Origin of the sequence: Pantoea sp. USHLN298 (assembly GCF_037149395.1) — a bacterium.
GTDB lineage: Bacteria > Pseudomonadota > Gammaproteobacteria > Enterobacterales > Enterobacteriaceae > Pantoea > Pantoea astica.
This window is the reverse complement of record NZ_JBBCRO010000003.1, coordinates 203,255-216,260: the sequence shown is the minus strand read 5'-3', so window position 1 is coordinate 216,260 and position 13,006 is coordinate 203,255. Positions and strand designations below refer to the sequence as shown.

At 58.3% G+C, this 13,006-nt stretch carries 13 protein-coding genes; 8 read left to right on the top strand and 5 right to left on the bottom strand.

What is annotated here, in order from left to right:
* Positions 1-21 precede the first annotated feature (21 nt).
* Positions 22-168, top strand: coding sequence for a hypothetical protein (locus tag WFK59_RS08980; RefSeq protein WP_336755626.1), 147 nt, complete (start codon positions 22-24; stop codon positions 166-168).
* A gap of 250 nt (positions 169-418) precedes the next feature.
* Here the strand turns inward: WFK59_RS08980 and nfo are convergent, their stop codons facing one another.
* Complete coding sequence (gene nfo, locus WFK59_RS08975) at positions 419-1,264, bottom strand: deoxyribonuclease IV (protein WP_233987581.1); 846 nt, start codon at positions 1,262-1,264, stop codon at positions 419-421.
* Between the two features lie 54 nt (positions 1,265-1,318).
* The gene (locus WFK59_RS08970; RefSeq protein ID WP_336755625.1) at positions 1,319-2,374 is read right to left on the bottom strand and encodes a YeiH family putative sulfate export transporter; all 1,056 of its coding nucleotides are present in this window, start codon (positions 2,372-2,374) and stop codon (positions 1,319-1,321) included.
* A gap of 106 nt (positions 2,375-2,480) precedes the next feature.
* Between WFK59_RS08970 and WFK59_RS08965 the strand changes: the two genes are divergently transcribed.
* The 5 genes from WFK59_RS08965 to WFK59_RS08945 all read left to right on the top strand — a co-directional run bounded on the left by WFK59_RS08965 (position 2,481) and on the right by WFK59_RS08945 (position 7,601).
* A complete protein-coding gene (locus WFK59_RS08965) occupies positions 2,481-2,846 on the top strand; it encodes a YkvA family protein (RefSeq protein ID WP_233987583.1) in 366 nt (121 codons plus the stop codon).
* Positions 2,847-2,864: 18 nt separating this feature from the next.
* The gene (yieE, locus tag WFK59_RS08960) at positions 2,865-3,731 is read left to right on the top strand and encodes a DNA-binding transcriptional regulator YeiE (RefSeq protein ID WP_336755624.1); all 867 of its coding nucleotides are present in this window, start codon (positions 2,865-2,867) and stop codon (positions 3,729-3,731) included.
* A gap of 117 nt (positions 3,732-3,848) precedes the next feature.
* Positions 3,849-5,315: an amino acid permease gene (locus WFK59_RS08955; protein WP_233987585.1), complete on the top strand. Its 1,467-nt coding sequence runs from the start codon at positions 3,849-3,851 to the stop codon at positions 5,313-5,315.
* A 421-nt stretch (positions 5,316-5,736) separates the two neighbouring features.
* Positions 5,737-6,813 carry a FecCD family ABC transporter permease gene (locus WFK59_RS08950; RefSeq protein ID WP_233987586.1) on the top strand — a complete coding sequence of 359 codons (1,077 nt, stop codon included), beginning with the start codon at positions 5,737-5,739 and terminating at the stop codon, positions 6,811-6,813.
* Entirely contained in the window at positions 6,813-7,601 is a 789-nt protein-coding gene (locus WFK59_RS08945) for an ABC transporter ATP-binding protein (RefSeq protein WP_336755623.1), read from the top strand. Before WFK59_RS08950 ends, WFK59_RS08945 begins: the two co-directional genes overlap by 1 nt.
* 74 nt (positions 7,602-7,675) lie before the next feature.
* Here the strand turns inward: WFK59_RS08945 and fghA are convergent, their stop codons facing one another.
* From fghA to ptrR, 3 genes are all read right to left on the bottom strand, one after another.
* Entirely contained in the window at positions 7,676-8,521 is an 846-nt protein-coding gene (gene fghA / locus WFK59_RS08940; RefSeq protein WP_336755622.1) for an S-formylglutathione hydrolase, read from the bottom strand.
* A 12-nt stretch (positions 8,522-8,533) separates the two neighbouring features.
* The gene (locus WFK59_RS08935) at positions 8,534-9,658 is read right to left on the bottom strand and encodes an S-(hydroxymethyl)glutathione dehydrogenase/class III alcohol dehydrogenase (protein ID WP_233987589.1); all 1,125 of its coding nucleotides are present in this window, start codon (positions 9,656-9,658) and stop codon (positions 8,534-8,536) included.
* Positions 9,659-10,006: 348 nt separating this feature from the next.
* Positions 10,007-10,918, bottom strand: coding sequence for a putrescine utilization regulator PtrR (gene ptrR, locus WFK59_RS08930; protein WP_233987590.1), 912 nt, complete (start codon positions 10,916-10,918; stop codon positions 10,007-10,009).
* Between the two features lie 128 nt (positions 10,919-11,046).
* On the opposite strand from ptrR, the gene WFK59_RS08925 reads away from it, so the two are divergent.
* Both WFK59_RS08925 and folE read left to right on the top strand, forming a co-directional pair.
* Positions 11,047-12,174, top strand: coding sequence for a YbfB/YjiJ family MFS transporter (locus tag WFK59_RS08925; protein WP_336755621.1), 1,128 nt, complete (start codon positions 11,047-11,049; stop codon positions 12,172-12,174).
* A gap of 125 nt (positions 12,175-12,299) precedes the next feature.
* Entirely contained in the window at positions 12,300-12,965 is a 666-nt protein-coding gene (gene folE, locus WFK59_RS08920) for a GTP cyclohydrolase I FolE (RefSeq protein WP_233987592.1), read from the top strand.
* Positions 12,966-13,006 lie beyond the last annotated feature (41 nt).

The window sequence follows — 13,006 nt, the reverse complement described above, 5'->3', positions numbered from 1 at the left end:
AGTAAAAAAACAGGGAGCCAGATGGCTCCCTGTTTGCTTTTTCAGACGGTGAATAAGGTTAAAGCGATGGGTGAATACGCCTGGAGTAAAGCATTGCGCCGCCGGGATAAAACGCCAGGCGTTGGCCCGGATGCTGGCCTGAGCGCCCTTTCTAACAACATGCACTGAAGTTTCAGAGCAGGCTGGGGTCGGGCAGGGGCAGGCAATCCGCAGCGCTGAACATTAGCCAGGAGAGCCCGCAGGACGCGGGCGAAAGGCGGGGCGGCACAGGATGTGCCATCCCCGGCGGTCCGTCAGGCAGAGGAATGACGTGAAGGAACCGCGCAGCGGCGCGAGGACCGCCAGCCCCTGCCCGGCACCAGACTGCGTTATCACCGATCCCTTAACTGATCGGCATTAAGCCAACTGGCTCCCTGTTTTATCCCTGCTGTTCGGACTTCAGCCAGGCAATCTCATCTTTCCAGATATCCGGGTTGATGGTTTCAAGGATTAACGGAATCCCGTCAAAACGCGCATCCTTCATCATCCAGCTGAACACGGTTTTACCGATATTGCCTTCACCCAGGCTGTGATGACGGTCAACGCGGCTGCCGAAGGTGCTTTTTGCATCGTTGAGATGCATCCCGCGCAGATACTTAAAGCCAACGATGCGCTCAAACTCAGCGAAGGTGGCGACACAGTCCGCTTCGGTACGCAGATCGTAGCCACCGGCAAAAGCGTGGCAGGTATCCAGGCAGACCCCGACGCGTGTCTTATCCTCAACCTGGTCAATAATTTCCGCCAGATGCTCAAAACGGAAACCCAGATTGCTGCCCTGACCGGCGGTGTTTTCAATCACGGCTGTGACGTTACGGCTCTGGTCGAGGGCGATGTTGATCGATTCGGCGATGCGCTTCAGGCAGGCCTGCTCGTCAATCTGATGCAGGTGGCTGCCCGGATGGAAGTTCAGCAGCGTCAGGCCAAGCTGATCGGCACGCTGCAGTTCATCAATAAAGGCAGCGCGGGATTTTTCCAGCGCCTCAGCCACCGGATGACCAAGGTTAATCAGGAAGCTGTCGTGCGGCAGGATTTGCTGCGAACTGAAGTGATATTTCTCGCAGGCGGCGCGAAAGGCATCAATCACCTCAGTGGAAAGCGGGGCGGCTTTCCACTGCCGTTGATTTTTGGTAAACAAGGCGAAGGCGGTGGCGTCGATCTCATGGGCGCGTATCACTGCCTGATCCACACCACCTGCCGCACTGACGTGTGCGCCGATATATTTCATGCCGTTCTCCTGAAGGGGCTATGCACTGAAGAGACGGCATGATACCTGATGCGGTTAGCCCATGAAATGTTGCACCAGCAGATTGATGGCGCCGCCACCGACGATCAGCCAGATAAACACCAGCGCACCCAGCAGCAGCGGTTTCACGCCCGCTTCACGTAATGCACTGAAACGGGTGGTTAATCCCAGCGCTGCCATCGCCATCGCCAGCAGTAATCCGGCCAGCTGATTCAGTATTGCGACAACTTCAGCCGGTAACAGGTGCAGCGAGTTAAACAGCGCAACCGCAATAAACAGCAGCGCAAACCACGGAAAGGTCACCGGACCCGAAGCCTGTGCGCGTGGCGTCTGGCGGCGCAGCACCGCACTGAGGCAAAGCAGGAACGGCGCCAGCATCATCACCCGCAGCATTTTGGCAATCACTGCGCTGTTCTCGGCATCCGGCCCGATGCTGTGTCCGGCAGCCACTACCTGCGCCACTTCATGAATGGTTGAGCCGGTAAACACGCCAAACTGCGCCTGATCAAGGGCAGGGAAGAGCGTATGCGCCAGTGGCCACAGCAGCGGATAGATAAAAATGGCCAGGGTACCAAACAGCACCACTGTGGCGATAGCGACTGCGACTTTTGACGCTGCCGCTTTAACCACCGGTTCGGTCGCCAGCACCGCCGCCGCACCACAGATACTGCTACCGGCACCAATCAGCCAGACGGTATCGCGATCCAGCTTCAGCAGGCGTATCCCCAGCAGACAGGTAATAAAGAAGGTGCTGCTCAGGGTGAGTGCATCAATCAGGATACCGCTGAGGCCGACGTCAGCGATCTGCTGCAGCGTGATGCGGAAGCCGAACAGAATCACCCCCAGCCGCAGCAGCTTCTGTTTCGCCAGCGCCACGCCGGCATCGCAGTATGGGGAAAGCGGCGTATAGATGCTGTTGCCGATAATAATGCCCAGCACAATCGCCAGCGTCAGCGATCCCAGCCCCCAGGAGGCGATCGCCGGTTGCCCGGCCAGCCAGCTGGCGGCAGCGGCAATCAGCGCGGTCAGCAGCAAACCAGGGAGCCAGAGCTGAAGCTGAGGGTGCGTTTTGTGAATGCTCAGATCTGCCATGTCGATTCCTCCTTCTGATTGAGACCCGATCATGGCGCTGGCTGGCTTAAAAGTGAAATTGATAATATATTTATAATTAACCAGAATAATCGATAAGGCGGCTATTATGCTATTTTCGCGTCTGCGCCGGTGGGCGAGGCTGATCAAAAGGGACATCGTGGTGCTGTGGTTTGCCTTTCGCGATCCGCGCACCCCGTGGTGGAATAAGCTGGCGATGATGGGGCTGGTCGCTTATGGCATCAGCCCGATCGATATCATTCCGGATGTGATCCCGTTTGTGGGTCTGCTGGATGATGCGGTGATCATTCCCTCTGGCGCAATGATACTGCTGCGTCTGCTGCCACGCGAGGTGCGTATCAGCAGCAGCGAAAGGGCGCAGTCCCAGCGTGCGCGCGGCAAAAAAATCGCCGGCTGGCTGGTGCTGATCGCGTTGATCTGGCTGGCGGTGGTGATCTATCTCATCAGGCAATAAGTGATTTAAGGAGCGCCGATGCACATTACGCTGCGGCAGATAGAAGTATTCACGGAAGTGCTGAAAAGTGGTTCAACCACTCAGGCGTCACAGCTGCTGGCATTGTCACAGTCGGCCGTCAGCGCGGCGCTGGCCGATCTGGAAAACCAGCTCGGCGTACAGCTGTTTGATCGGGTCGGTAAGCGGCTGGTGCTGAATGAGCATGGGCGACTGCTCTATCCGCGTGCGGTTGGCCTGCTGGAACAGGCCAGCGAAATTGAGCAACTGTTTAAAGAGGACAACGGGGCGATTCGCATTTTTGCCAGCAGCACCATCGGCAACTATCTGCTGCCGGGCATGATGGCGGCTTACCGGCGTGATTTTCCCGGCCTGCCGCTGGAGCTGAGCGTCGGCAACAGTCAGGATGTGATCACGGCGGTGTCCGATTTCCGCGTTGACGTTGGCCTGATTGAAGGACCCTGCCACATGACCGAACTGGTCAGCGAACCCTGGCTGGAGGATGAGCTGGTGGTGTTTGCCGCCCCGGATGCGGCGATCCTGCAACAGCCGGTGACGCTGGAGACGCTGGCCGCTGCGCCGTGGATCCTGCGTGAACGCGGCTCCGGCACCCGTGAAATCGTCGATTATCTGCTGCTGTCGCATCTGCCGACTTTTCAGCTGGGTATGGAGCTGGGCAATTCCGAGGCGATCAAACATGCGGTGCGCCACGGCATGGGCATCAGCTGTCTGTCACGTCGGGTGATTAGCGATCTGCTGGAGGCCGGTACGCTGGTTGAACTGACGCTGCCGCTGCCGCGTCTGACCCGTACGCTCTATCGCATTCATCACCGACAAAAGCACATCTCGAAGGCACTGACCCGTTTTTTATCCTATTGTCGCGAGTGATTACTAATAATCCGGCCGCGATCATGAACGTAACTTATAACAGCGCGGCATTCGCTATACAGCGCAGGCTTAGCTGCTACAATCGCGCCTCATTTTTACCCAGCGTAGCGTTTACACATGCATAATGACTCAAATACAACACAACAACCTGCGTTACGACGTGCGTTAAAAGCACGTCATCTGACGATGATCGCCATTGGCGGTTCTATTGGTACCGGCCTGTTTGTCGCCTCCGGGGCGACCATTGCCCAGGCGGGGCCTGGCGGCGCGCTGCTCTCCTATATCCTGATCGGGCTGATGGTCTATTTCCTGATGACCAGCCTCGGTGAGCTGGCGGCCTTCATGCCGGTATCGGGCTCCTTTTCCACCTATGGCGCGAAATATGTCGAAGAGGGCTTTGGTTTCGCGCTCGGCTGGAACTACTGGTACAACTGGGCGGTGACCATCGCGGTTGACCTGGTGGCCTCGCAGCTGGTGATGAACTACTGGTTCCCCGATACCCCTGGCTGGATCTGGAGTGCGCTGTTCCTCTGCCTGATGTTCCTGATGAACTACATCTCGGTGAAGGGCTTTGGCGAGGCAGAATACTGGTTCTCGCTGATTAAAGTAGCGACCGTGGTTATCTTTATCGTGGTGGGTGTGCTGATGATTACCGGCATCATGCGCGGCGCGGAGCATGCAGGCTGGCAGAACTGGCAGGTGGGTGACGCACCGTTTGCCGGCGGTTTTGCAGCGATGATTGGCGTGGCGATGATTGTCGGATTCTCCTTCCAGGGCACCGAACTGATCGGTATCGCGGCGGGCGAATCTGAAGATCCGGCCAAAAACATTCCGCGCGCGGTGCGGCAGATTTTCTGGCGTATCCTGCTGTTCTACGTGTTCGCCATCCTGATTATCAGCCTGATCCTGCCGTATACCGATCCGCAGCTGCTGCACAATGATATCAACGATATCAGCGTCAGCCCGTTCACTCTGGTGTTCCGCAATGCCGGGCTGCTGTCGGCGGCGGCGGTGATGAATGCGGTGATCCTGACGGCGGTGCTGTCAGCCGGTAACTCTGGCATGTACGCCTCAACCCGTATGCTCTACAACCTGGCCAGCGAAGGCAAAGCGCCGCGCATTTTTGCCCGGCTGTCTAAAGGCGGCGTGCCGCGCAATGCGCTGTGGGCCACCACCGTGGTGGCAGGGCTCTGCTTCCTGACCTCGAAATTTGGCAACCAGGAAGTGTACCTCTGGCTGCTCAACACCTCGGGTATGACCGGCTTTATCGCCTGGCTGGGTATCGCCATCAGCCACTACCGTTTCCGTCGCGGCTATGTGGCGCAGGGACACGATCTGAATGCGCTGCCGTACCGTTCCGGATTCTTCCCGCTGGGCCCAATCTTCGCCTTTGTGCTCTGCCTGATTATCACCCTCGGTCAGAACTACCAGGCGTTCCTCAATGACCGCATCGACTGGTACGGCGTGGCGGCGACCTACATCGGTATTCCGCTGTTCCTGATTATCTGGTTTGGCTACAAGCTGACGCGCGGCAGTCGCTTTGTGAAGTACAGCGAAATGGAATTTCCGGTTCACAAAGATTAACTTAGCGGATGGCACGGGCTCAGGGCGCTAATGCTATTGAGTCCGGTGCCTGACAGCGCGCTTTGAGGCGTGCCTAAGGCGCTGGCTTAGCGCGCTACGTCCTGCGCAAATACGCTCTCTAAGGCAAGGTTCAGCGCGGGCGATTATGCACCTCATCCCTGAAGCGCGTCTTAGCCGGGCCAACGCTTTGCGTTGTTCAAATTGCGTTGTTCAAATTGCGTTGTTCAAAAAACGCAAAGCGTTTTTATCTGGGCGGCGCGATGCTTTGCGAAAGGCGTATGCTCCCTGAGCCAGTCTCCCACCTGTCACACCGTTTTTTACTGTTTTTTCCCTTCTCGTTTATGCTCACGAATTGATAATTATTATCACCTGCACTATTGTGGCTGCGTTTTCTGACGGCATAGCCACACAGGGTTAAAACATGACTACCGAAACTTCGCTGCTGGCGGGGGATGAGACGCTTCAGCACACCATGCAAAACTACCATCAGGTGCTGCGCCGCCGCCTGTTCTGGATTGGCATACTGCTGCTGGCGATACTCGCCTCGCTGATCCTCGACTTCACCCTGGGCCCGGCCGGTCTCTCACTGCAAACGCTGTGGAACACGCTGCTTAGCCCGGAGAGCGTCGATGCCGGTACTCGCGTTATTGTCTGGGACATTCGTCTGCCCTATGCGCTGATGGCGATTGTGGTCGGGCTGTCGCTGGGGCTGGCGGGCGCAGAGATGCAGACCATCCTGAATAACCCGCTCGCCAGTCCGTTTACCCTTGGCGTCTCGTCTGCGGCGGCGTTTGGGGCAGCGCTGGCGATCATTCTCGGCATCGGCATTCCCGGCGTCCCCGATCAGTGGCTGATCTCTGCGAATGCCTTCGTGTTTGCGCTGTTTGCTGCCCTGATGCTGGATGCAGTGACCCGCTGGACTCAGGTTTCGTCGGCAGGCGTGGTGCTGTTCGGCATCGCGCTGGTGTTCACCTTCAATGCGCTGGTCTCGATGATGCAGTTTATCGCCAGCGAAGATACGTTGCAGGGACTGGTGTTCTGGACCATGGGCAGCCTGGCGCGCGCCTCGTGGGAGAAACTGGGCGTACTGACCGTGGCGCTGGCCATTCTGCTGCCGTTTTCACTGCTGAGCAGCTGGAAGCTGACGGCGCTGCGCCTGGGCGAAGACCGCGCGGTGAGCTTTGGCATCGATGTGCGCCGTCTGCGTCTGGCGACGTTGCTGCGCATCAGTATTCTCTCTGCGCTGGCGGTGGCCTTTGTCGGCCCAATCGGCTTTATTGGCTTGGTGGCACCGCACATCGCCCGCATGATGTTCGGTGAGGATCATCGCTTTTATCTGCCAGCCAGCGCGCTGGTCGGGGCGCTGGTGCTGTCGCTGGCGTCCGTCGCCTCGAAGAACCTGATCCCGGGCGTGATCATTCCGGTCGGTATTGTCACCTCGCTGATTGGCGTGCCGTTCTTCCTGAGCATTATTTTGCGTCATCGGGGGACAGTCTGATGCAACAGGGTCTGACGTTACGCGGGTTCAGTGCCGGTTATCCAAAGCACAAGGTGATTGAAAACCTCAATGTTGCGCCGCTACCGCGCGGAGAAATCACCGTGCTGCTTGGGCCAAACGGCTGTGGCAAGTCAACGCTGCTGCGGGCACTGGCCGGGCTGAATAAAGGCCGTGGCGAACTGTGGCTCAATGGCGAAAACCTGATGACCCAGCCGTTTGCACAGCGGGCAAAGCATGTGGTTTATCTGCCTCAGTCATTGCCGGCCGGCGTGCATCTGCACGTGCTGGAGTCGATTATCGTGGCGCAGCGCGCCTCCGGTGGCCTGCACAGCGCTAACAGCCAGGCGGAAGTGATGCACCTGCTGGAACAGCTGGGCATTGCTCATCTGGCGATGCGCTATCTCGATCAGCTGTCGGGTGGGCAGAAGCAGCTGGTCGGGCTGGCGCAGTCACTGATTCGTCGTCCGGCGCTGCTGCTGCTGGATGAACCGCTCAGCGCGCTCGACCTGAATTATCAGTTTCACGTGATGGATCTGGTGCGACGTGAAACGGCTCAGCGCAACATGGTGACGGTGGTGGTGGTGCATGACATCAATATCGCGCTGCGTCACGCTCAGCATGCGTTAATGCTGAAGCAGGGCAGTCTGGTCGCTGAAGGTCAGCCGGATCGGGTCATCACGCCCGCCACGCTGGCACAGGTGTATGGCGTGGAAGGCCGGATTGAGCACTGTAGCCGCGGTATGCCGCAGGTGATGATCGACGGGCTGGTACACGACGCACTGGTGTAATGCTGAAGCAGGGCGGTTAACCGCGAAGAAGAGAAATACCTCATCGCCTCCGGCAGGAGACGATGAGGTGAGGCTTAACGCGCCAGCAGATGCTGCGCGTGGAAGCGCAGATGATCCTCAACAAAACTGGCGATGAAGAAGTAGCTGTGATCGTAACCCGGCTGAATACGCAGGGTCAGCGGGAAGCCCGTCTCACGGGTTACCGACTCTAACCGCTCCGGCTGTAGCTGATCGGCTAAGAACTGATCGCTATCGCCCTGATCGATCAGCATCGGCAGGCGGTGTGAAACCTGCGTCATCAGCTGACAGCTATCATAGTCACGCCAGGCTGCGCGATCATCGCCCAGATAGGCCTGAAACGCTTTCTGTCCCCACGGCACATCCATCGGATTCACAATCGGCGCAAACGCCGAGGCTGAGGCAAAGCGACCGCCCAGACGCAGCGCCAGCATCAGCGCGCCATGTCCACCCATTGAATGCCCCATGATCGACTGACGTTCGCTGACCTTGAAGTTATCCGCAATCAGCGCTGGCAGCTCACTGCTCAGATAATCGAACATGCGGAAATGGCGGGCCCACGGCTGCTGCGTGGCATTGAGGTAGAAACCGGCGCCCTGGCCGAGATCGTAACCCTCATCATTCGCCACCTCTTCACCACGCGGGCTGGTATCCGGCATGATCAGCACCAGACCCAGCTCCGCCGCGACGCGCTGCGCCCCGGCTTTGGTGGTGAAGTTTTCATCATTGCAGGTCAGGCCGGCCAGAAACCAGACCACCGGCGGCGGCGCATCATCGTGCGGAGTCGGCAGATAGATGCTGAAGGTCATCGGGCAGTTCAGCACCGCCGACTGATGACGCCAGCGCTGTTGCCAGCCGCCGAAAATGCGATGTTCTTCCAGAAGCTCCAGAGTGGATGCCATAACGCCTCCTGATTACTTGTTAAAATGCACCACCGAGCGGATCGATTTCCCTTCGTGCATCAAATCAAAGGCGTCATTAATCTCTTCCAGCGGCATGGTGTGGGTGATGAAATCATTCAGCGCAAACTTGCCGTCGAGATAATCCTGCACGATGCCTGGCAGCTGGGAACGGCCTTTCACGCCGCCAAATGCCGAACCGCGCCAGACGCGACCGGTTACCAGCTGGAAAGGACGGGTTGAGATCTCTTCGCCCGCACCGGCTACGCCGATAATCACTGACTCGCCCCAACCCTTATGGCAACACTCCAGCGCCGAGCGCATCACGTTGACGTTACCGATACATTCAAAGGAGTAATCGACGCCGCCATCGGTCAGTTCAACGATCACTTCCTGAATCGGCTTATCGTAATCTTTCGGGTTAATCAGGTCGGTGGCACCCAGTTTACGTGCCAGATCGAACTTACTGGTGTTGATGTCGATGGCGATGATGCGACCGGCTTTCGCCATTTTGGCACCGATCACCGCGGACAAACCAATACCGCCGAGACCGAAGATCGCCACGGTGTCGCCTTCCTTCACTTTGGCGGTGTTCATCACCGCGCCCATGCCGGTGGTGACGCCGCAGCCCAGCAGGCAGACTTCTTCCAGCGGGGCTTCTTTGCTGATTTTCGCCAGCGAGATCTCCGGGATAACCGTATATTCAGAGAAGGTCGAGGTGCCCATATAGTGGAAAATCGGCTTACCGTCTTTGAAGAAACGGGTGGTACCGTCTGGCATCAGGCCTTTGCCCTGGGTGGTACGAATCGCCTGGCAGAGGTTGGTTTTGCCGGACAGGCAATATTTACATTGACCACACTCCGGGGTGTAGAGCGGAATCACATGGTCGCCGACTTCGACGCTGGTGACGCCTTCGCCGACCGCTTCAACGATGCCACCGCCTTCATGGCCGAGGATCGCCGGGAAAACGCCCTCAGGATCGGTGCCGGACAGGGTATAGGCATCGGTATGGCAAACGCCGGTCGCCACGATGCGAACCAGCACTTCACCTTTCTGCGGCGGCATTAAATCGACTTCTTCAATTTTCAGCGGTTCGCCAGCAGCCCAGGCAACAGCGGCACGGGTTTTGATCATATTCATGCAATCCCTCTTCCAGTCAGATTGTGACGCGCAGTGGCGTCTGGTTGGTCGTGATGATTCAGAGCCTGGCCCGCCAGGCTATTTTATTTGCCAGTCTCAACCTGGGCAGTGCTCACAATCCTCACGTACTCCGTGTACGCTCCGGTTGTTCCGCGCTGTCCGCGTTCAGACTGCCTGCAACAATTACGCCTGGCCCGCCAGGCTATTTTATTTGCCAGTCTGAACCTGGGCAGTGCTCACAATCCTCACGTACTCCGTGTACGCCTGGTTGTTCCGCGCTGTCCGCGTTCAGACTGCCTGCAACAATTACGCCTGGCCCGCCAGGCTCTTAAACATAGCGCGGAACGCTTATTCCGCCGTCTGTAATGGGTGGATCAGCTCATCGTTGAGCGGGCGATCGTCAAATTGTTCGATAATCAGGTACTTCAGCGCTTCGACATTCGGGGTAAACGCATCGCGTCGCCACATCAGCCAGGTGGCCGTATCACGATAGCCTGGCGGCAGGCTGTGCGCCTGAACCCGTGAACGATCGGCCATCTGCTTCAGCACCGAGGCCGGGATCATCGCCACGCCCGCGCCGCCTGCCACACAGGCCAGCATGGCGTGATAGGACTGAATCTCCATCACGTTGTCAGGCGCGGTCTGGCTGTCGCGATACCAGCTTTCCAGCTTCACCCGGTAGGAGCAGCTATTGCGAAAGGCAAACAGCGTATCCCCCTGGACGTCACGCGCGCTGCTGATCGGCGCGTGATCCAGCCCGGTGATCAGCACCATCTCCTCGCGAAAGGCGATACAGCCGTTGAGATCGTCATGAGAAACCGGGCCATCGACCAGCGCGGCGGCTAAGGTGCCTTCACGCACCCGATCGATGATTTCGCCCGAGGTGCCGGTGATCAGCGACAGCGCCACTTTGGGAAAACGCTGGTGATAGGCGGCCAGCAGGCCAGGCAGTCGGGTCGCCGCGGTACTCTCCATCGATCCTAAGGCAAAATTACCGGCCGGTTCGCCGGTGCGGGTCATGCTCATCGCTTCTTCGCTCAGCGCCAGGATACGCTGCGCATAATTCAGGAAATTATGGCCCATTGGCGACAGGCGAATGCGCTGCTTCTCACGAATAAACAGATCAACGCCTAACTCTTCTTCCAGCTGGCGCAGCCGTGTGGTCAGATTAGAGGGCACGCGATGCAGCTGTTCTGCCGCGCGCGCCAGCGAACCGCTTTCGGCGACGGAACAGAACATACGTAGCTGAACTAAATCCATATCTTCTCTTCCCGTAAACAACTTGGTTAATATTATTCACTTTCCGTGAGTTTAAACATCCTGCATGCTGTAAGCAAGTCGGAAAAGATCTCAGGTCAGCACCAAACCAGCACAACAGGAGTTCAGCCATGGCGGTACGCGTCGCGCTTAGCGCATTTTTAACCTTATTTGTGGCAATGGGGATTGGGCGCTTTGCCTTTACGCCGCAGGTACCGCTGATGATTCAGGAGCACCAGCTGACGCTGACCAGTGCCAGCCTGGTGGCGGCATTAAACTATCTCGGTTATCTGTGTGGCTCTTTTGATGCGATGCGCGCGCACCGTCGGGTAGAGCTGCGGTTGCTGGCTGGTGTCTGGGGCGCGGTGATCCTGACGCTGCTTTCGGCCTGCGTTAGCGGTCCCTGGCTGCACGGGGCGATTCGTTTCCTGATTGGCTGGGCCAGTGGCTGGGCGATGGTGCTGGTGGCCGCGTGGAGCAATGAACAGCTGCATCGGCATGGCAGGGCAGGGTTATCGGCGGCGGTGTTTGCCGGTCCGGGCTGCGGTATCTTTGTCAGCGGTCTGCTGGCGGTCGTGCTGCACAGCTTTCAGGTATCTGCATCGCTGGCATGGGCCGCTTACGGCGCGCTGGCGCTGCTGCTGATTGCGCTGATTAGCCGTAACCTGCCGCGTTGGGGCGAACTGCATCGTCCGGATCAGGCACCTGAACCGCTGGTGCTGAACCGCGATCTGAAGCGGCTGGTACTGAGCTACAGCCTGGCGGGCTTTGGTTACATTTTGCCTGCCACTTTTTTGTCGCAGATGGCGGCGGCACGCTTTCCTGACGGGGCGTTCGCGCAGTTCGTCTGGCCAATCTTTGGCGGGGCGGCGATGGTCGGCATTGTGATCGGCATTATGACCCGGCGCTGGGGCAGCAGCCATGCCCGGCTGGCGCTGGTGCTGTGGGCGCAGGCGCTGGGCGTGCTGGCGGCAGCGCTGTTGCCGGGCTTCAGCGGCTTGCTGATTGGGGCGCTGCTGGTGGGTGGCGGCTTCCTCAGCGTGGTGCAGCTGTCCCTGCTCTATGCGCGTGAACTGGCACCGCAGCATCTGCGCTACATGGCCGGATTACTCACCACCGGTTATGCGGTCGGGCAACTGATTGGCCCGCTGCTGTCGTTTCTGTCAACCGCGCTGCTGCACCGGCTGGAACCGGCGTTGTGGGTGGCGGGCGCGAGTCTGGTATGGGCGGGTCTGCTGGTCTGGCGACGCGCTGCCTGACCCGCGTTGATCACCAATCTGATTGATTGCTGGATTCCCCGCAAAGAAAGTTTCACAATACGCGCTCAGTAACAGGGCCCGCAGGCATTCACCGGCGGGCGCAACACCAGCCGGAGAAGAGTACGATGAGCACCTTAAGTCAGGAAGCTGCCCTGGTTCATGAAGCGCTGTTAGCGCGTGGCCTGGAAACGCCGTTACGTGCACCGACGCGCGATCTCGATGACGAAACGCGTAAGAGCCTGATTGCAGGCCATATGACCGAAATTATGCAGCTGCTGAATCTCGATCTGGAAGATGACAGCCTGATTGAAACCCCGCACCGCATTGCCAAAATGTATGTTGATGAGGTGTTCTCCGGTCTCGACTACGCCAACTTCCCTAAAATCACCGTCATTGAGAACAAAATGAAGGTTGATGAGATGGTCACCGTGCGTGATATCACCCTGACCAGCACCTGTGAACACCACTTTGTGATTATCGATGGCAAAGCGACCGTCGCCTATATCCCGAAAGATACGGTGATTGGTCTGTCGAAGATTAACCGCATCGTGCAGTTCTTCGCGCAGCGCCCGCAGGTGCAGGAGCGCCTGACGCAGCAGGTACTGGTGGCGCTGCAAACGCTGCTGGGTACCAACAATGTCGCGGTGTCGATTGATGCGGTGCACTACTGTGTGAAAGCGCGTGGCGTGAAAGATGCCACCAGCGCTACAACCACCACCTCACTCGGCGGACTTTTTAAGTCCAGTCAGAACACCCGCCAGGAATTTCTGCGCGCGGTACGCCATAGTTGAGTCAACGGCGGGCGCACTCTGGCGCCCGCGTCGTCAATGCA

Coding starts and splice junctions, on each gene's coding strand:
- WFK59_RS08980 (WP_336755626.1), top strand. CDS start 22: ATGGCTCCCTGTTTGCTTTTTCAGACGGTGAATAAGGTTAAAGCGATG.
- nfo (WP_233987581.1), bottom strand. CDS start 1,264: ATGAAATATATCGGCGCACACGTCAGTGCGGCAGGTGGTGTGGATCAG.
- WFK59_RS08970 (WP_336755625.1), bottom strand. CDS start 2,374: ATGGCAGATCTGAGCATTCACAAAACGCACCCTCAGCTTCAGCTCTGG.
- WFK59_RS08965 (WP_233987583.1), top strand. CDS start 2,481: ATGCTATTTTCGCGTCTGCGCCGGTGGGCGAGGCTGATCAAAAGGGAC.
- yieE (WP_336755624.1), top strand. CDS start 2,865: ATGCACATTACGCTGCGGCAGATAGAAGTATTCACGGAAGTGCTGAAA.
- WFK59_RS08955 (WP_233987585.1), top strand. CDS start 3,849: ATGCATAATGACTCAAATACAACACAACAACCTGCGTTACGACGTGCG.
- WFK59_RS08950 (WP_233987586.1), top strand. CDS start 5,737: ATGACTACCGAAACTTCGCTGCTGGCGGGGGATGAGACGCTTCAGCAC.
- WFK59_RS08945 (WP_336755623.1), top strand. CDS start 6,813: ATGCAACAGGGTCTGACGTTACGCGGGTTCAGTGCCGGTTATCCAAAG.
- fghA (WP_336755622.1), bottom strand. CDS start 8,521: ATGGCATCCACTCTGGAGCTTCTGGAAGAACATCGCATTTTCGGCGGC.
- WFK59_RS08935 (WP_233987589.1), bottom strand. CDS start 9,658: ATGAATATGATCAAAACCCGTGCCGCTGTTGCCTGGGCTGCTGGCGAA.
- ptrR (WP_233987590.1), bottom strand. CDS start 10,918: ATGGATTTAGTTCAGCTACGTATGTTCTGTTCCGTCGCCGAAAGCGGT.
- WFK59_RS08925 (WP_336755621.1), top strand. CDS start 11,047: ATGGCGGTACGCGTCGCGCTTAGCGCATTTTTAACCTTATTTGTGGCA.
- folE (WP_233987592.1), top strand. CDS start 12,300: ATGAGCACCTTAAGTCAGGAAGCTGCCCTGGTTCATGAAGCGCTGTTA.